This window comes from Pseudomonas floridensis, assembly GCF_002087235.1.
GTDB classification, from domain to species: domain Bacteria; phylum Pseudomonadota; class Gammaproteobacteria; order Pseudomonadales; family Pseudomonadaceae; genus Aquipseudomonas; species Aquipseudomonas floridensis.
Genome location: NZ_MUIO01000017.1, coordinates 51479 through 69680 on the forward strand (window position 1 = coordinate 51479; position 18202 = coordinate 69680).

Consider the following 18202-nt stretch of genomic DNA (forward strand, 5'->3'; position numbering starts at 1 on the left):
GGGGTGCTCCCTAAAATTAACCGTCAACAGACCTAGAAGCCGAGGCTCGATAGCAGATCGTCTACATCATCCTGTCCGGATACGACGTCTTCACGTTTATCGGCATGAATCTGCGGACCTTCACCCTTGGCGAGATGTTTTTTAGGATCTTTTTCAGCAAGGATGGATTCTTCGTCATGTTCGATGCCTGCGAAGCGATCGACATGGCTGGCCATGAGCACCAGTTTGAGCAAATTGCCTTCTACTTCAGTGACCAACTGCGTGACACGCTTGATCACCTGACCGGTGAGGTCCTGATAATCCTGGGCGAGCAGAATGTCATTCAGGTGCGCGGACACCTGGTGGGTTTCCTTCTCGGTACGCGTCAGAAAACCATCGACCCGCTTGGCGAGATCGCGGAATTCTTCAGCACCGATTTCGCGGCGCATGAAACGGCCCCAGTCTTCGCTCAACGCCTTGGCGTCGGAACTCAGCCCGTTCATGACCGGTGTGCTTTCTTCCACCAGATCCATCGTGCGGTTGGCCGCATTCTCGGTCAGCCGGACGACATACCCCAGACGTTCGGTGGCATCGGTGATCTGCGACACCTCCTCGGCCTGAGGCATGTGCGGATCGATCTGGAAGTTGACGATTGCACTGTGCAGCTCACGAGTCAGCTTGCCCACTTCCTGATACAGGCCGCGGTCACGTGTCTGGTTGAGCTCATGGATCAGTTGCACAGCTTCGCCGAAACGGCCTTTTTCAAGGCTGGTGACGAGTTCCTGCGCGTGTCTTTTCAGGGTCGACTCAAAGTCGGCCATCGAATCAGTGTTATCCATAGCGCCCTCACGGCATGCATCAGCTATTGACGCGTTCAAAGATCTTTTCGATCTTTTCTTTCAGCGCTTGAGCCGTGAAAGGCTTGACGACATAACCATTCACCCCGGCCTGAGCAGCTTCGATGATCTGCTCACGCTTGGCTTCGGCAGTGACCATAAGCACCGGAAGGCTCTTGAGGCGCTCGTCCTGACGGACTTGACGCAACAGATCGATACCGGACATGCCAGGCATGTTCCAGTCCGTCACCAGAAAGTCAAAGGCGCCGCTTTGCAACATCGGCAGCGCGGTCAGACCGTCGTCCGCTTCCGATGTGTTGGTGAACCCAAGGTCACGCAACAGGTTCTTGATGATCCGCCGCATCGTTGAGAAGTCATCAACGATGAGGATTTTCATGTTCTTGTCCAATTCGACCTCCAAGCAGTCTTTAACGCGTTCAGCACCTGAACACGCTGTTCACTCAATACTGGCACAGCACACCCCGGCTGTACGAAACGACGACGGGCTTGGCAAAACGACAGGTACAGACCTGAACGAACAGCCCATCGAGGCGATGCCCGACAGGCTCTTGCCGTGTCTATCCTGTTACCACGCAACGCTTTGCACAGCCGGCTAGCAGCCAACGTGCGGCACCGGGCCGCACATCGACTGTCAACGCGCTCGCCACTCCCCCAAACGCCCTCGCAAACGAGCTGCGCACTGGCTGTGTAACTGACTGACCCGCGACTCGCTGACCCCCAGGACTTCTCCGATTTCCTTGAGGTTCAGCTCCTCGTCGTAGTACAGCGCCAAGACCAGACGCTCACGCTCCGGCAAATTGGCAATCGCATCGGCCAGGGCGGCCTGGAAGCGCTCGTCTTCCAGGTCGCGTGACGGTTCAAGCGAACCGCTGGCACCGTCCTCGTGCAGCCCTTCATGGTCGCCATCCTGAAGCAGGTCGTCGAAACTGAAGAGGCGGCTGCCCAAGGTATCATTCAAAATCCCGTAATAATCATCGAGACTCAACTGGAGTTCGGCCGCAACCTCGTGATCTTTAGCGTCACGTCCGGTTTTCGCTTCAATTGCGCGAATTGCGTCACTCACCATGCGCGTATTGCGGTGGACCGAGCGTGGCGCCCAGTCGCCCTTGCGCACTTCGTCGAGCATTGCACCACGAATGCGAATACCCGCATAGGTCTCGAAACTCGCGCCCTTGGTGGAGTCGTATTTGGTGGAGACTTCCAGCAGACCGATCATGCCGGCCTGGATCAGATCCTCAACCTGTACGCTGGCCGGCAGACGCGCCAGCAGGTGATAGGCGATGCGCTTGACCAACGGCGCATAACGCTCGATCAGCTCGTACTGCGAATTCCGGGAAGCCTTGCTGTACATCTGGTAGCCGCTCGCTGTCATTGGACAGGCCCCGCACTGGTCTGGTGAACGAGTCGTTCGACGAAGAATTCAAGGTGACCCCGTGGGTTGGCCGGCAACGGCCAGGTGTCGACCTTCTGGGCAATGGCCTTGAACGCCAGCGCGCACTTGGAACGCGGAAAGGCTTCGTAGACGGCCCGTTGCTTCTGCACGGCCTTGCGCACGCATTCGTCGTAAGGCACGGCGCCAACATACTGCAGCGCCACGTCCAGAAAACGGTCCGTGACCTTGGTCAGCTTGGCGAACAGGTTACGGCCTTCCTGCGGGCTCTGGGCCATGTTGGCCAGCACCCGAAAACGGTTCATGCCGTAATCGCGGTTCAACAGTTTGATCAGTGCGTAGGCGTCAGTGATCGAGGTCGGTTCGTCGCAGACCACCAGCAGCACTTCCTGCGCGGCGCGAACGAAACTCACCACCGACTCGCCAATACCGGCCGCCGTGTCGATGACCAGCACGTCGAGGTTGTCGCCAATCTCGCTGAACGCCTGAATCAGTCCGGCATGCTGCGCCGGAGACAGATGCACCATGCTCTGCGTGCCGGAAGCGGCCGGTACGATGCGAACACCACCCGGCCCCTGCAACAGCACGTCGCGCAGTTCGCAGCGGCCTTCTATCACGTCGGCGAGCGTACGTTTGGGTGTCAGCCCCAGCAGAACATCGACATTGGCCAGACCCAGATCGGCGTCCAGCAGCATGACGCGCCGGCCGAGCTCGGCAAGGGCCAGCGAGAGGTTCACTGACACGTTAGTCTTACCGACGCCACCTTTGCCGCCGGTCACCGCAATAACCTGTACGGGATGCATGCTGCCCATGTTATTTCTTTACCTTGTCTTGCGTAGACCGAAGCCACATTGCGGGCTGCACGTTCGCGGACGAACAATGCCTGGCAGACCATCGATGCAGGGACATTCCAGTAATCTCCATCACTCAACCCACCCTTTTGCCAGGTGAGTGATAGAGGTCGGCAAACATATCAGCCATCGCTTCTTCGCTCGGCTCGTCCTGCATTTGCACACTGACCGCACGGCTCACCAGTTGGTGACGACGCGGAATGTGCAAATCGTCAGGAATCCGTGGCCCGTCAGTCAGGTAGGCCACCGGCAATTCATGACTGATCGCCAGGCTCAGCACTTCACCCAGACTGGCGGTTTCATCCAGCTTGGTCAGAATGCATCCGGCCAGGCCACAACGCTTGTAACTGTGATAAGCCGCAGTCAGCACCTGCTTCTGGCTGGTGGTCGCCAGTACCAGATAGTTGCGCGATTTGATGCCGCGACCGGCCAGGCTTTCCAGCTGCATGCGCAGCGCCGGATCACTGGCCTGCAGGCCCGCGGTATCGATCAGGACGACGCGCTTGCGCAGCAGCGGCTCGAGAGCCTGCGCCAGCGACTGGCCAGGATCGACGTGGGTCACTGGCACATTGAGAATGCGGCCGAGTGTCTTGAGTTGTTCCTGTGCGCCGATGCGGAAGCTGTCCATGCTGACCAGCGCGATATTCTGCGCGCCGTATTTGAGCACGTAACGAGCGGCCAGCTTGGCGAGGGTGGTGGTCTTGCCCATGCCGGCAGGGCCGACCATGGCGATCACTCCGCCCTCTTCCAGTGGCTCGACGTCAGGCACGGCAATCATGCGGGCCAGGTGCGCCAGCAACATGCGCCAGGCCTGACGAGGCTCGTCAATGTCCGGAATCATCGACAGCAGGTCACGCGACAACGGACCCGAGAGACCGACGCGTTGCAGGCGACGCCACAGGTTGGCCTGCTGCGGGCGGCTGCCTTGCAGTTGATTCCACGCCAGTGAGCCGAGCTGCACTTCCAGCAGCTCACGCAGGCCGTTCAATTCGGAGCGCATCGAGTCGATGGCACGCTGACCACCAGCACTGGCGGAGTCGGCCGCAGGCGTCGGCGCGTAGGCAAACGGGCGTGGCGGCTCTTCGAGGGTTGGCTCGATATGGGTGTCGACCGCGCTGACCGGTTTGCCGGAAAACAGCTGAAGATTGACCGAGGCGTCGCTGTCGCTGCGATTGTTCAATTCAGCCTGAGCGGAGACGATGCGCGACTGAGTCTTGCGCAGCTCGTCTTCGAGCTCCATGTTCGGCACGCGCGGGGCCAGCGCTGACAGCTTGTAATCCAGCGCGGCAGTCAGCTCGACGCCACCGGCAATGCGCCGGTTGCCAATGATGGCCGCTTCTGCGCCCAGCTCATCGCGAACCAGCTTCATGGCTTGACGCATATCGGCGGCGAAAAATCGCTTAACTTGCATGACTCACTACCTCAGCCGTTAGGCCCGACAGTCGCTACGATGGTAACTTGCTTGTTGTCAGGAATTTCCTGATACGCCAGAACATGCATGTTCGGTACAGCCAATCGTCCAAATCGTGACAGCATGGCCCGGATCGGACCCGCTACCAGGAGAATGACCGGCAACCCTTGCATTTCCTGACGCTGGGCCGCCTCGATCAACGAACGCTGGAGCTTTTCAGCCATGCTCGGTTCGAGCAGAACGCCTTCTTCCTGACCCTGACCAGCCTTCTGCAAACTATTGAGCAATATCTGTTCCAACCTTGGTTCCAGAGTGATGACAGGCAGCTCCGGCTCAATGCCTACAATGCTTTGGACGATTGCGCGGCTCAGGCCGACGCGGACCGCCGCCACCAGAGCGGCGGTATCTTGACTCTTCCCGGCATTGTTGGCGATAGCCTCTGCAATGCTGCGGATATCGCGCACCGGTACGTGCTCGGCCAGCAGCGCCTGGAGCACATTAAGCAGCGACGACAGGGAAAGCACACCCGGAACCAGCTCTTCAGCCAGTTTTGGCGAGCTCTTGGCCAGCAATTGCATCAATTGCTGGACCTCCTCGTGGCCGATCAGTTCATGGGAGTGCTTGTACAGAATCTGGTTCAAGTGAGTCGCCACCACGGTGCTGGCGTCCACCACCGTATAACCGAGGGACTGTGCCTGGCTGCGCTGGCTGATTTCGATCCAGACCGCCTCCAGACCGAATGCCGGATCTCTGGCGGTGATGCCGTTCAGCGTGCCGAACACCTGACCCGGGTTGATCGCCAGCTCGCGGTCGGGGTAGATCTCGGCTTCGGCCAGGATCACGCCCATCAGCGTCAGGCGATAGGCGCTGGGCGCCAGATCGAGGTTGTCGCGAATGTGCACGGTCGGCATCAGAAAGCCCAGTTCCTGAGACAGCTTCTTGCGCACGCCCTTGATTCGCGCCAGCAGTTGACCACCCTGATTGCGATCCACCAGCGGAATAAGGCGATAACCCACTTCCAGACCGATGATGTCGATCGGCGTGACGTCATCCCAGCCAAGCTCCTTGGAATCCTGAACGCGGGTCGGCGATGGCAGCAGGTCCTGTTGACGCTGCACCTCGGCCAACGCCTCGACCTTGACCTGATTCTCTTTCTTCCACAGCAGGTAGGCGCCACCCGCGGCCACCAGGCCCAGCCCGATGAAAGCGAAGTGCGGCATGCCAGGCACCAGCCCCATCACGATCATGATGCCGGCAGAGACGCCCAGCGCCTTGTATGAGGAGAACATCTGGCGATTGATCAGCTTGCCCATTTCTTCCGAACCGGAAGCACGGGTCACCATGATCGCGGCAGCGGTGGACAGCAGCAGTGATGGCAACTGTGCCACCAAACCGTCACCGATGGTCAGCAAGGTGTAGACGCGACCTGCGTCACCAAAGGTCATGTTGTGCTGCAGAATACCGACCAGCATGCCGCCGATGAGGTTGATGAACAGAATCAGCAGGCCGGCGATCGCATCACCGCGAACAAACTTGCTGGCACCGTCCATGGAACCGTAGAACTCGGCCTCTCCGGCCACTTCCGCACGACGGCGCTTGGCTTCAGGCTGATCGATGAGGCCAGCGTTGAGGTCGGCGTCGATCGCCATCTGCTTGCCTGGCATCGCGTCGAGGGTAAAACGCGCACTCACTTCGGAAATGCGCCCGGCGCCCTTGGTGATCACCACGAAGTTGATAATCATCAGGATCGCGAACACCACGATACCGACCACATAGTTGCCGCCGATCACCACCTCACCGAAGGCCTGAATCACCTTGCCCGCGGCAGCGTGACCATCCTGGCCGTGCAGCATGACCACGCGGGTCGACGCGACGTTCAGGGCCAGGCGCAACAGCGTGGCGACCAGCAGAATGGTCGGAAAAACAGAGAAGTCCAGCGGGCGCAACGCGTAGACGCACACCAGCAGCACGACGATGGACAGTGCGATGTTGAACGTGAACAACACGTCAAGCAGAAATGGCGGAATGGGCAACATCATCATTGCCAGCATGATCAGCAGCAACAGCGGCACACCCAACTGGCCACGGCCCAGGCCTGCAATGTTGCTGCGTGCGCTACTGAATATCTGAGAGCGTTCCACCGATTCTATACCTGCGCACTGGATCAAAACTTTGACGCCGAAGGCGACCTTGAACTGACCTGTTGCAAAAAGCTGTCCAACTTTTCAAAAGCCCGCAATCACGGGCCTGAAAAGGCAGAAATAGCTGGCACAGAGAGCGAAATCACCGGAAGTGGAAGGTCGACGGGAGACCCGTCAGGAATCGCGCTGCAAGTCTGGCGGGATTGGCACGTCACCCAGCGGATCGGGACGCTTGCCCTGACCTGCGTGGTACTGGCGAATCTGGTAGACGTAAGCCAACACCTGAGCCACCGCCAGATAGAGCCCGGCCGGGATCTCCTGATCCAGCTCGGTGCTGTAGTAGATCGAGCGCGCCAGGGCGGCCGACTCGAGAATCAGAATCTGGTTGTGCGCACCGATCTCGCGGATCTTCAACGCCACCAGATCGGTGCCCTTGGCCAGCAGCATCGGAGCACCGCCCTGCTCCGGATCGTATTTGAGCGCCACGGCAAAGTGGGTCGGGTTGGTGATGATCACATCTGCCTCGGGGATCGACGCCATCATGCGGCGCTGCGACATCTCGCGCTGCAGTTGACGGATGCGCTGCTTGATCTCCGGGCTGCCTTCACTGTTCTTGTGCTCGTCGCGCACTTCCTGCTTGGTCATCAACAGTTTCTTGTGCGCTTCCCACAACACGAACGGCACGTCGGCGGCGGCGACGAAGATCAAGCCGCAGGCCATCCAGAAGCTGCTCCAGCCCACCACCTGCAAACTGTGGATGATGGCCTGCTCCAGCGGCTCGTGCGCGATGGCCACCAGATCGTTGCGCTCCTTGCTCAGAACCACCAGCGCGACCGCCAGCGTGATCAGGAATTTGGCAAGCGACTTGAGCAGCTCGACCAGCGCATGGGGTGAGAACATCCGCTTGAGCCCTGCCGCAGGATTCATCCGGCTGAATTTGGGCATCAGCGACTTGGTCGTGAACAGCCACCCACCCAGTATGATCGGACCGACCAGCGCCGCCATCAGCATGGCGATCAGGAACGGCAGCACCACGATCAGGGCGTGCAGACCAGAACTGAGCAGTGCCTTGCCCATGTAGTCCTGATCCATCAGCGTTTCACGGGTGATGCTGAAGTTATCGCGCATCAGCTCGAACATCATCTGCGCGATACCGCCACCAAACATCAACACCCCGCCAGAGCCCATCAGCATCACCACCAGCGTGGTCAGCTCCTTGGAACGCGCAATCTGCCCTTCGGCCCTTGAGTCACGGACTTTCTTCTCCGTGGGGTCTTCCGTCTTGTCCTGGCCATTCTCGTTTTCTGCCATCTCAACGAGCCCTCACCATGTCGCGCAGCGTTTGCAGGGCCTGGGTGGCGATGGGCTGATACTGATTGAGAATATCGCCCATCGTCAGCCACAGAATGACCATGCCCAGCACCAGCGTGAGTGGAAAACCGATGGAGAAGATATTGAGCTGCGGCGCCGCACGCGTCATCACACCGAACGCGATGTTGATGATCAGCAGCGCGGTGATCGCTGGCAGCACCAGCCGCAAACCGGAGCTCAGCACCCAGCCGAGACCGGTGGCCAGTTCCCAGAAATTATTGACCAGCAGGCCGCTGCCCACCGGCATGGTGGTGAAACTTTCGGTGAGGATTTCCAGCACCACCAGATGACCGTTCATGGCCAGGAACAGCAGGGTCACCAGCATGGTGAAAAACTGCCCGATGGTGGCCGATGAAACGCCGTTGGTAGGGTCGACCATCGAGGCGAAGCCCATGCCCATCTGCGTCGAGATGATCTGCCCGGCCACCACGAAAATATGGAAAAACAGTTGCAGTGAAAGCCCCAGCCCCGCGCCGATGATGATCTGCTCGCCTATCAGCAACAGCGCACTCAGATCAAGCGCCTGCACCGTAGGCATCGCAGGCAGGACCGGCGCAACCACTACCGTGATCGCCACCGCAAGATACAGTCGCACGCGCCGGGGAACCAGCGTTGTGCCAATGATCGGCATGGTCATCAACAGGGCGATGATGCGAAACAGCGGCAGCATGAAGCTGGCGACCCAGGTGCTGATCTGGGTGTCGGTCAGCGCGAGCATCGGCTGCATGCGGCGCTAGCCGATCAGGGTCGGAATGCTGTTGTACAGCGACAACATGTATTCCATGAAGATTTTCAGCAGCCACGGGCCGATCACGATGAGCGTGATCAACATGACGATCAGGCGCGGCAAGAAGCTCAGGGTTTGTTCGTTGATCTGAGTGGCAGCCTGAAACATCGCCACCAGCAGACCACAGATCAGGCTCGGCACCACGAGAATCGCAACCAGCACAGTGGTCAGCCACAGCGCTTCGCGGAACAGATCGACCGCTACTTCCGGCGTCATTGCGCAGACTCCTCAGTAAAACGCCTCATACGCCACCAAAACTGCCGGCCAGTGTGCCAACGATCAGCGCCCAGCCGTCCACCAGTACGAACAGCATGATCTTAAACGGCAGGGAAATGATCAGCGGCGACAGCATCATCATACCCATGGCCATCAGCACACTGGCGACCACCAGGTCGATGATCAGAAACGGGATGAAGATCATGAAGCCAATCTGGAACGCCGTCTTGAGTTCGGAGATCACGAACGCCGGCACCAGAATGGTCAGCGGCGCCGCATCCGGCGTCGGGATATCGGTACGCTTGGACAAACGCATGAACAGTTCGAGGTCGCTGGTGCGGGTCTGCGCCAGCATGAAGTCCTTGATCGGCACCTGCGCCTTGGCGACCGCATCCTGCGCCGACAATTGCTCGGCCAGATAGGGTTGCAAGGCATCCTGATTCACCCGATCGAACACCGGCGCCATGATGAACATGGTCAGAAACAGCGCCATGCCGGTCAGGATCTGGTTGGACGGCGTCTGCTGCAGACCCAGAGCCTGACGCAGAATCGAAAAGACAATGATGATCCGGGTGAAGCTGGTCATCAGCATGACGAACGCCGGAATGAAGCTCAGCGCCGTCATGATCAGCAGGATCTGCAGACTGACCGAATATTCCTGCTGACCGTCGGCGCCGTTGGACAGCGTGATCGCCGGGATCGACAGCGGATCGGCCGCCAGCGCGACCGGCGCAGCCATCACCAACAGCAACAGAATCAGGAAACGCAAGGCGCCCATTACTTCTTGTCCTTATCCTTGCCCATCAATTCCAGCAGACGCTGAGCGAATTCAGGGGTGGTCTGCTCGCGAACCGGCACCTGCACGGGCTCCTTGAGCACATGCAGAGTGGTGATGTTACCCGGCGTGATGCCCAGCAGAACCTGTTCATTACCCACCTGAACCAGCACCAGACGATCACGCGGCCCGATCGCCCGCGAACTCACCAGTTCGATGACCTGACTGTTGTTCGGTCCGACCCGCTGTACGCGGCGCATGACCCACGCCAGCACGAAAATCAGACCGACCACCAGCAGCAGCCCCAGCAGCAACTGCACCACCTGACCGCCCATGCCGCCCGACGCGGTGTTGGCCACGACGGGCGCTGCCTGCGCAGCGGGTTCGGCAGCCAATACCAGCGAAGGCAGCATCGACAGAAGAATCAGCAGCCGCTTCACTTAGCGCAACTTCTTGATGCGTTCACTCGGGCTGATCACGTCAGTCAGACGGATGCCGAACTTTTCGTTGACCACCACCACTTCGCCATGAGCGATCAGCGTACCGTTGACCAGCACGTCCAACGGCTCACCCGCCAGACGATCCAGCTCGATGACCGAGCCCTGGTTGAGTTGCAGGAGGTTGCGGATGTTGATGTCGGTGCTGCCCACTTCCATGGAGATCGACACCGGGATATCCAGAATCACGTCCAGGTTCGGGCCGTCCAGCGACACCGGTGCATTGCTTTTCGGCACGCTGCCGAACTCTTCCATGGTCATGCGATTGGCCGCGTTGCCCGCGTCGGCCGCCAGCAGCGCGTCAATATCGGCTTGACCGCCCTCGCCCGCTTCACCCAGTGCCGCGGCCCATTCATCGGCCAGCGCCTGATCTTCAGCAGACGTCATATCGTTTTCATCAGCCATCGGTTGTCCTCTGCAAGCAGTGATTCAATTACGCAACAATGTTGCGACGTCGACCCGACAGGTCAACGTCGCGCTATGGGTTCGATTACTTGCAGGGCCATCTTGCCCTTGTGCGAGCCGAGCTTGACCTTGAACGAAGGTACGCCGTTGGCTCGCATGACCAGTGAATCGGCCAGTTCGACCGGGATCACGTCGCCAGGGCGCATGTGCAGGATGTCGCGCAGAGGCAACTGGCGCTGGGCAATGGTCGTGCTCAGCGGCACGTTGACGTCCAGCACGTCTTCCTTGAGTGCATTGACCCAGCGCTCGTCCTGATCGTCCAGGTCCGACTGGAAACCGGCATCGAGCATTTCACGGATCGGCTCGATCATCGAATACGGCATGGTCACGTGCAGATCGCCGCCACCGCCATCGAGTTCGATGTGGAAGGTAGAGATCACCACGGCTTCGCTCGGCCCGACGATATTGGCCATGGCCGGGTTCACTTCCGAGTTGATGTACTCGAAGTTCACTTCCATGATCGCCTGCCAGGCCTCCTTCAGGTCGATGAACGCCTGATCCAGCACCATCCGCACCACACGCAGCTCGGTCGGCGTGAACTCACGGCCCTCGATCTTGGCGTGACGGCCATCACCGCCGAAGAAGTTGTCCACCAGCTTGAATACCAGCTTGGCGTCCAGGATGAACAACGCCGTACCGCGCAGCGGCTTGATCTTGGCCAGGTTGAGACTGGTGGGCACGTACAGCGAATGCACGTACTCACCGAACTTCATGACCTGTACACCACCCACCGCCACGTCCGCCGAGCGGCGCAGCAGGTTGAACATGCTGATACGGGTGTAACGGGCGAATCGCTCGTTGATCATTTCCAGGGTCGGCATGCGCCCGCGCACGATCCGGTCCTGACTGGTCAGGTCATAACTTTTGACGCTTCCGGGCTCGCCGGGGCTTTCTGTCTGGACCATACCATCGTCAACGCCATGCAACAGCGCATCGATTTCATCCTGGGACAGCAGGTCTTGCACGGCCATGTGAGGGTCCTACTGCAATACGAAATTAGTGAACAGCAGCTGTTCGATCACAGTCTTGCCGAGTTCTTTCTGCGCCACTTCCTGGATGCTGGCTGTTGCCTTCTGACGCAGCATTTCCTGACCGATGGGCGAAGCCAGCGATTCGAAGGGAATGCCTGCGAACAGCATGACCAGATTGTTGCGGATCACCGGCATGTGCGCCTTCAAGGCTTCCATGTCAGCGGCATTGCGCGACAGCATGGTGATGCTGACCTGCATGTAGCGCTGGCGGCCATTGGCGTTGAAGTTGACCACGAAGGCTGGCGTCAGGGGCTCATAGACCGCCACTGGCTTGGCATTCGCGGCGGCTGCGGCAACTGCCGGATCAGGCGCGCTTTCACTCTTGTGCATGATGAACCAGGTCGCGCCCACGGACAGACCGACAGCGAGCAGTAATGCCACGACCGCTACGATGATGAGCTTGAGTTTACCTTTGGAAGCGGGGTCTTTAACTTCTTCGCTCTTCGCCATGCCAATAATCCGTCACTATTCAAGGGGTCTTCAATACATGACAGGGATTGAGCAAGTGTTATGCCAGAGTTGTGTCAGAGGGTAATTATCGGACACAAACAGTTACCGGCGGCCTGCTGAGAGGCCGATTGAAGCACCGGCAAGCGCCTCGGGGCGCAATCGTGCCGCGGCATGCGGGCACGATCCAGGATTTGCCGGTGATGAGGATGCGGATCAGGCGTAGTAATCGATCTCGCTGGTGCCGATGACCCGGGCGGCAGGCTGACTGACAGGCACCGCGGCGTCGGCAATCGGTGCATCGTCGGAAGCATCACCCGACCCCATGCCACCGCCGCGACCACCGCGCTGCGCCCGACTGGCCTGCTCTTGCGCCTGCTGCTGAGCCTGCTGTTGCGACTGATCCGAGACATTCACATCGACCTGGCCGAGCCCCTGCTGAGTAAACGAGTCACGCAGTCGGGACATCTGACTTTCCAGCGCTTCACGCACGCCGACATGGGCGCTCATGAACGTCACCTGCGTCTGTTGATCCGGGGCCATATTGACGCGGATGTCCAGACGACCGAGTTCAGCCGGTTCCAGCTTGATTTCAGCCGACTTCAGGTTCTGGCTCGACAGGTACATGACCCGATCCACGACCCCTTCGGTCCAGCCACTTTGATGCATGGCCAGCGGCTGATTCATCAAGGGTGTGGATGCCGGTGCCGCTGCGGCCCTGGCGGGCTGGGCAGCCTGACTCAGTGCCGCGAGGCGGTCAGCGAAGTTGTCCACACGGGTGTCGCCAGCGGCGCTTTTGACATCCTTGAGGCCTTCACCGATCAGACCGCTGAACGATTTGTCACTGCTTTCGGTGCTGCTGTCATCCGATGGCAACTGCTCGCTTATGAGCGACAGGTTATTGGCGATATTCTGCGCCGGGTCGGCCTCAGCGTTGGAAGGCGTCGCCTTGCTGGCGGCGTGAGCGTTCTGTGCCGCCAACTGTGTTTTGGCATTGGCGTTTTCCAGCGCCAGTTGCACCACTTCCAGCCCGTCCAGCGGATCCGCTTCAGGATCGAAGCCCTCCTCGGCGGCCACGAGCGGCGTGGCAGGCTTGGCGGCGGCAACGTCGATGGCCGTCAATGCCTTGGGATCAGCAGTTGCGACCTTCAAGGCATCAGAGACATCTGGCGTCGACGGCGCGGCAGGCAGTTGAGCAGCCATTGCCTGTAAGGCTGGGTTAAGCGCTGGATCCACCACCGGCACGACATCGCCGCTGACCAGAACATCGACCTGTGAAAGATCGGTCTCGGTCTGTTCAGTGTCGGCGCTGGTGGTCGGCTGCGCAGGCAAACCATTGCCGCTATCGGCAACCGTCGGCGTTTCAGCGGCCGCCTTCTGATCGGCAACGGGCTTGTCCTTGCCGCCGGCAACCTTGTCCTTGTCGGGCGCAGCCTTGTCCTGCTTCGACTTGACCGGAGCATCATCGCGCGCTGGCGTCGCGTCTTTTGTCTGTTTGGCATAGACGTTGGAGAAGCTGGAGGTCTCGTCTTTGCCGCTGTCTGCGGGCTTGATCGCATTGGAGGCCGAACCGGACCGCGAGGTCGCAGTGGCAGTGGCCTGAAGAAGCGCGTTGGTGGCGAGGGGCATTTCGGTCTCCGCATGAGCAGCTGGTTACCGAAGGACGAAGCAAGATACAGGCCAACCTGAAAATGGCGGCCTCGAAATGCGTTACGAAGGGATCAATCGATGAACAGTTGACGCTCGGCATTGAAAAGTCGGCGGATGGTCATGTATTCGCTGTCGATCTTGCCGATCAACTCTTCGAGCCCGGCACTCTGCTGTTGGCGGGCACGCTCTTCCAGTTCGCGGCACAGCTCGGAGAGACGCAAGGCACCCATGTTGCTACTGCTGCCTTTGAAGCTGTGCGCGGCCAGACTCAACGTTTCCAGATCCGGACCATGGGGTTCGAGGGCCAGACGCAACTGCGACAGGCGCTGCTCGGAATCCTTGAGAAAAATATCCAGCAATGTCGGATATTCGTCCTCCATCACTTCCTGCAATGTGCTCAACACGCTGTAATCCAGATGAATCGACACTTGCTCACTCCTTGATCAAGACTCCAGGGCGCGATTATGCCACTCACTCCCAAGAAAATTCCACGCAGGCGATCCTGCCATCCATGGACCATCGAGCCTGCCGGCTCAATTCACACACAAGCCTGATGCCCCGGCCGTACAAGCCATCTACCGCAGGCACTTTTTCAACCACCCGCTGCGCATCGAAACCATTGCCGCTGTCTTCCACGCTCAGTGTCAGACGGCCGCCCTGCCCGACAGGTTCAATGTGCAGATTCATCCGGATGAAGCCGCTCTGCAGCCCGTCCAGACGTTCGCCACGCTGCTCATAGTAGCGGGCAAAACCGGCCGCATCATGCTTGAGCGCCGAATCCAGTCCCAGCACACCGTGCTCCAGCGCATTGTTGTACAGCTCACCCATCACCGCATGCAGCGCGCCGCCCTGGCTGCGCAGTCCATGGACCTCCAGCAGCAGCTGCAGGACGTAGGGCACAGGGTTGAAACGCTTGAGCGTCGAGGCCCGGAATTCGAAGCTTGCCGACCAGTCGAGCGGGCTCGAAGCGCCGCTGTCGGAATAGGTCGGCGCAGGCAGTGGATCGAGCGGATCATCGATGACCGTGATCTCCAGCAGACTGACGTCATCGCGCGCCTTGCCGCCGAACGCATTCAACGCCTCGAGGATTTCCTGAATCAATAATGTCGGCTGGCCATTGGCAGCCAGAACGGCGCGCAGTCGCTGCACGCCGAACACCTGATCATGACTGTCAGTGGTATCGAGCACACCATCGGAAAGCAGAAAGATCCGGTCACCCAACGCCAGAGGATAGACGTCGGTACGCACTTCGAAGGCGTCCACACCCAACACGCCAAGGGGCAGATGCCGCGAGACCAGCGTCACCGGCTCGCCGCCGTCGGCGCGCAGCAGATAACCATCCGGCAAGCCGCCGTTCCAGACCTCGACCTGACGCTGCCCGAGATTGACGCACAGCAGCGTGGCGCAGCAGAACATGTCGACCGGCAGAATGCGCTTCAGCTTGGCGTTCATCTCGCGCAGGATCTCGACCAGCCCGAAACCCTTGGCGGTCATGCCGTAGAACACCTCCGCCAGCGGCATGGCGCCGACTGCCGCGGGCAAGCCATGCCCGGTGAAATCCCCCAACAGCACATGCATGTGCCCGGCGGGCGTGTAGGCCGCGAGCATCAGGTCGCCATTGAACAGCGCGTAAGGCGATTGCAGGTAACGGATGTTCGCCGCACCCAGGCAGCCAGAATGCGCCACCTGATCGAAAACGGCCTTCGCGACACGCTGCTCGTTGAGCAGGTATTCATGGTGGGTGGTGATCAGGTCGCGCTGTTGCAGAACGGTTTCCTGCAAAAGCCGCAGACGGTTCATGGCATTGATCTTGGCCGCCAGTACCTGGGCATTGTAGGGCTTGGACACAAAGTCATCACCCCCCGCATCCAGACAGCGCGCCAGCGCCTCGCCCTCGGTGAGCGAGGTGAGAAAGATGATCGGCACCAGCGAATCGCCGGCCATGACCTTGATACGCCGCGCGGCCTCGAAGCCATCCATGAGCGGCATCATTGCGTCCATCAGCACCAGGTGCGGACGCTCGGCGCTGAAGATGGCCACGGCTTCCAGACCATTGGCCGCGCTCAGTACCCGATGCCCCTGACGGGCAATCAGCGTGGAAAGCAGCAAGCGATCACTGGGGCTGTCGTCGGCGATCAGGATGCACAAGCCTTTCGAGGAAGCCTGCACAGGTCAACCCAACTGAAACAGCTTCGAGAAATTGGAAATGGCGAGGATCTTGAACACGTCGGCCGAGCAATTGATCAGCCGTACCTGCGCCCGGTCACCGCCTGCATGGTCACGCAGCAACAACAGCATTCCGAGTGCCGAACTGTCCAGGTAATGGGTGTCGCGCAGATCGACGACGTAGCTCAAATGCCCGGGTTGATCTTCGTAGGCGCTGCGAAACGCCTGGTGAGTCGCAAAGTCGAAGCGACCTGCGATATAGAGCGTGAGTTGCTGGCGGTCCGGAGAAAGCTCGGAAGTGACTGTCATAGAAATTCCTGAAATGTTTCGTCGCCGAGACACTGTGAGCGTAGACCAGACTGGGCGATTGCCTGGGTAAAATCAGCGTCAATCCTGCTGATGACGCGGCAATCGCTGGGATAACTCATCCAGCAACTTCTGCTCACGCTTGTCTTCAAGCTTGCGGGCCTCGTCCATATAGCGCTGGACCAGTTTGCGCAATCCTTCAACTCGCGCATAGGCCTCCTGCCAGGAACCGCGCGCTTTCTCCAGATTGACCTTGTGCCACTCAAGGCTTTTGTATTGCTGGGCAACGGCGACGTCGAGCTGACTCAAAAAACGCTGATAGCCCAGCAACCATTGACCGGAAACCCCGGAACTGCCGCGCTGCAGCCACTGCTGCTGATAGTCGTGGCGAAACTGATCCAGTTCCTGCAGTTTGTTGTTGGCCAGATTGACCTGTCCCTGAAAATGCCCGAGCCGCTGGGCAGCCGAACGCTCGGCCGCCTCCGCCATCTCGACCACAGGCGCCAGACGCGCCGCTCGACTCTGGGCCATGGTCTATCAGCCGCCCGGCGCCGGACCGAACACCGACGCCAGCGCCTCGCCACTGGCCTGCATGCTCTCGTTGTCGCGCAACCCCTGACGCTGATAGCGCACCAGCGCCGGATGCAGGGCAATGGCCATGTCGGTTTCCCGGTCGCCACCGGCGACATACGCACCCACGCTTATCAGGTCGCGGGTCTGTTGATAGCGCGACCACAGTTGTTTGAAATGCTGCGCCCGGGCCATGTGCTCAGGCGTTACCACGGAAGGCATGACCCGGCTGATCGAAGCTTCGATGTCGATGGCGGGATAGTGCCCTTCTTCGGCCAGTCGCCTTGAAAGCACAATGTGCCCGTCAAGTACGCCGCGCGCGGAGTCGGCGATGGGATCCTGCTGATCGTCGCCTTCGGACAATACGGTATAGAAAGCGGTGATCGACCCACCACCGGCTTCGGCGTTACCGGCCCGTTCCACCAGTTTTGGCAGACGGGCGAACACCGACGGTGGATAACCCTTGGTCGCGGGCGGCTCACCGATGGCCAGGGCGATTTCACGCTGGGCCTGGGCGAAACGGGTCAGTGAGTCCATCAGCAACAGGACGTTCTTGCCCTGATCGCGAAAATATTCGGCAATGCGCGTGCAGTACATCGCCGCGCGCAGACGCATCAATGGCGCATCGTCGGCTGGCGAGGCGACCACCACCGAACGCTTGAGGCCTTCCTCGCCAAGAATATGCTCGATGAATTCCTTCACCTCGCGGCCCCGCTCGCCGATCAGGCCGACCACGATAATGTCCGCTTCGGTAAAGCGCGTCATCATGCCCAGCAGCACACTCTTACCCACGCCGGTACCGGCAAACAGGCCAAGGCGCTGACCACGTCCGACCGTCAATAAACCGTTGATGCAGCGAATGCCGACATCCAGTGGCTGGCTGATGGGGTCACGCTTGAGCGGGTTGATCGTCGGGCCGTCCATAGGCACCCAGTCTTCGGCCTTGATCGGCGGACGCCCGTCCAGCGGGCGACCTGCCCCGTCCAGCACCCGGCCCAGCATGCTCATGCCCATCGGCAGGCGACCGGCATCGGCCAGCGGGACGACGCGCGCGCCGGGCGCAATGCCCGCAACGCTGCCGACCGGCATCAGAAATACTTTGCCACCGGAAAAGCCCATCACTTCGGCTTCGACTTCGACCGGATGATGGCTGTCGTCGTTGATCACCACGCAGCGGCTGCCCATGGCAGCGCGCAGACCTTCGGCTTCCAGCGTCAGGCCGACCATGCGCAGCAGTCGCCCTTCGACCACCGGTTGCGCAGGCAGACTGATTGCGCTGGAGTAGGTCCCCA

Annotated in this window: 20 protein-coding genes; all 20 read right to left on the bottom strand. The window is 60.0% G+C overall.

Annotated elements, in window-relative coordinates; all coding sequences use genetic code 11:
• Positions 1–32: 32 nt before the first annotated feature.
• Positions 33–818 carry a protein phosphatase CheZ gene (locus BZK31_RS05955; RefSeq protein ID WP_083181865.1) on the bottom strand — a complete coding sequence of 262 codons (786 nt, stop codon included), beginning with the start codon at positions 816–818 and terminating at the stop codon, positions 33–35.
• A 19-nt stretch (positions 819–837) separates the two neighbouring features.
• Positions 838–1212, bottom strand: coding sequence for a chemotaxis response regulator CheY (locus BZK31_RS05960; RefSeq protein ID WP_161627625.1), 375 nt, complete (start codon positions 1210–1212; stop codon positions 838–840).
• 255 nt (positions 1213–1467) lie between these two features.
• A complete protein-coding gene (gene fliA / locus BZK31_RS05965; RefSeq protein WP_002554271.1) occupies positions 1468–2208 on the bottom strand; it encodes an RNA polymerase sigma factor FliA in 741 nt (246 codons plus the stop codon).
• Positions 2205–3038, bottom strand: a complete 834-nt coding sequence (gene fleN / locus BZK31_RS05970) for a flagellar synthesis regulator FleN (protein ID WP_003412391.1) — start codon at positions 3036–3038, stop codon at positions 2205–2207. Before fleN ends, fliA begins: the two co-directional genes overlap by 4 nt.
• A 115-nt stretch (positions 3039–3153) precedes the next feature.
• The gene (gene flhF, locus BZK31_RS05975; protein WP_083181866.1) at positions 3154–4488 is read right to left on the bottom strand and encodes a flagellar biosynthesis GTPase FlhF; all 1335 of its coding nucleotides are present in this window, start codon (positions 4486–4488) and stop codon (positions 3154–3156) included.
• Positions 4489–4499: 11 nt separating this feature from the next.
• Entirely contained in the window at positions 4500–6629 is a 2130-nt protein-coding gene (gene flhA / locus BZK31_RS05980) for a flagellar biosynthesis protein FlhA (protein WP_083181867.1), read from the bottom strand.
• A 174-nt stretch (positions 6630–6803) separates the two neighbouring features.
• Complete coding sequence (flhB, locus tag BZK31_RS05985; RefSeq protein WP_083181868.1) at positions 6804–7940, bottom strand: flagellar biosynthesis protein FlhB; 1137 nt, start codon at positions 7938–7940, stop codon at positions 6804–6806.
• A gap of 1 nt (position 7941) precedes the next feature.
• Complete coding sequence (gene fliR / locus BZK31_RS05990; RefSeq protein WP_083181869.1) at positions 7942–8727, bottom strand: flagellar biosynthetic protein FliR; 786 nt, start codon at positions 8725–8727, stop codon at positions 7942–7944.
• 6 nt (positions 8728–8733) lie between these two features.
• The gene (fliQ, locus tag BZK31_RS05995; RefSeq protein WP_083181870.1) at positions 8734–9003 is read right to left on the bottom strand and encodes a flagellar biosynthesis protein FliQ; all 270 of its coding nucleotides are present in this window, start codon (positions 9001–9003) and stop codon (positions 8734–8736) included.
• 25 nt (positions 9004–9028) lie between these two features.
• A complete protein-coding gene (gene fliP / locus BZK31_RS06000; RefSeq protein ID WP_083181871.1) occupies positions 9029–9781 on the bottom strand; it encodes a flagellar type III secretion system pore protein FliP in 753 nt (250 codons plus the stop codon).
• On the bottom strand, positions 9781–10191 hold the full coding sequence (gene fliO / locus BZK31_RS06005) for a flagellar biosynthetic protein FliO (RefSeq protein ID WP_415639555.1): 411 nt from the start codon (positions 10189–10191) through the stop codon (positions 9781–9783). Before fliO ends, fliP begins: the two co-directional genes overlap by 1 nt.
• Before the next feature lie 27 nt (positions 10192–10218).
• Positions 10219–10680 carry a flagellar motor switch protein FliN gene (gene fliN, locus BZK31_RS06010; RefSeq protein WP_083181873.1) on the bottom strand — a complete coding sequence of 154 codons (462 nt, stop codon included), beginning with the start codon at positions 10678–10680 and terminating at the stop codon, positions 10219–10221.
• Positions 10681–10742: 62 nt separating this feature from the next.
• Positions 10743–11711, bottom strand: a complete 969-nt coding sequence (gene fliM / locus BZK31_RS06015) for a flagellar motor switch protein FliM (protein WP_083181874.1) — start codon at positions 11709–11711, stop codon at positions 10743–10745.
• Between the two features lie 9 nt (positions 11712–11720).
• On the bottom strand, positions 11721–12221 hold the full coding sequence (gene fliL / locus BZK31_RS06020) for a flagellar basal body-associated protein FliL (RefSeq protein ID WP_083181875.1): 501 nt from the start codon (positions 12219–12221) through the stop codon (positions 11721–11723).
• Positions 12222–12434: 213 nt separating this feature from the next.
• A complete protein-coding gene (locus BZK31_RS06025; protein ID WP_083181876.1) occupies positions 12435–13847 on the bottom strand; it encodes a flagellar hook-length control protein FliK in 1413 nt (470 codons plus the stop codon).
• Between the two features lie 92 nt (positions 13848–13939).
• Entirely contained in the window at positions 13940–14296 is a 357-nt protein-coding gene (locus BZK31_RS06030; protein WP_083181877.1) for an Hpt domain-containing protein, read from the bottom strand.
• A 43-nt stretch (positions 14297–14339) separates the two neighbouring features.
• A complete protein-coding gene (locus tag BZK31_RS06035) occupies positions 14340–16037 on the bottom strand; it encodes a fused response regulator/phosphatase (protein ID WP_083181878.1) in 1698 nt (565 codons plus the stop codon).
• A 3-nt stretch (positions 16038–16040) separates the two neighbouring features.
• Complete coding sequence (locus BZK31_RS06040; protein WP_083181879.1) at positions 16041–16343, bottom strand: STAS domain-containing protein; 303 nt, start codon at positions 16341–16343, stop codon at positions 16041–16043.
• 78 nt (positions 16344–16421) lie between these two features.
• Positions 16422–16871, bottom strand: coding sequence for a flagellar export protein FliJ (gene fliJ / locus BZK31_RS06045; RefSeq protein WP_083181880.1), 450 nt, complete (start codon positions 16869–16871; stop codon positions 16422–16424).
• A gap of 6 nt (positions 16872–16877) precedes the next feature.
• Positions 16878–18202: flagellar protein export ATPase FliI (gene fliI, locus BZK31_RS06050; RefSeq protein WP_083181881.1), on the bottom strand; the 1325-nt coding region annotated here is incomplete at its 5' end.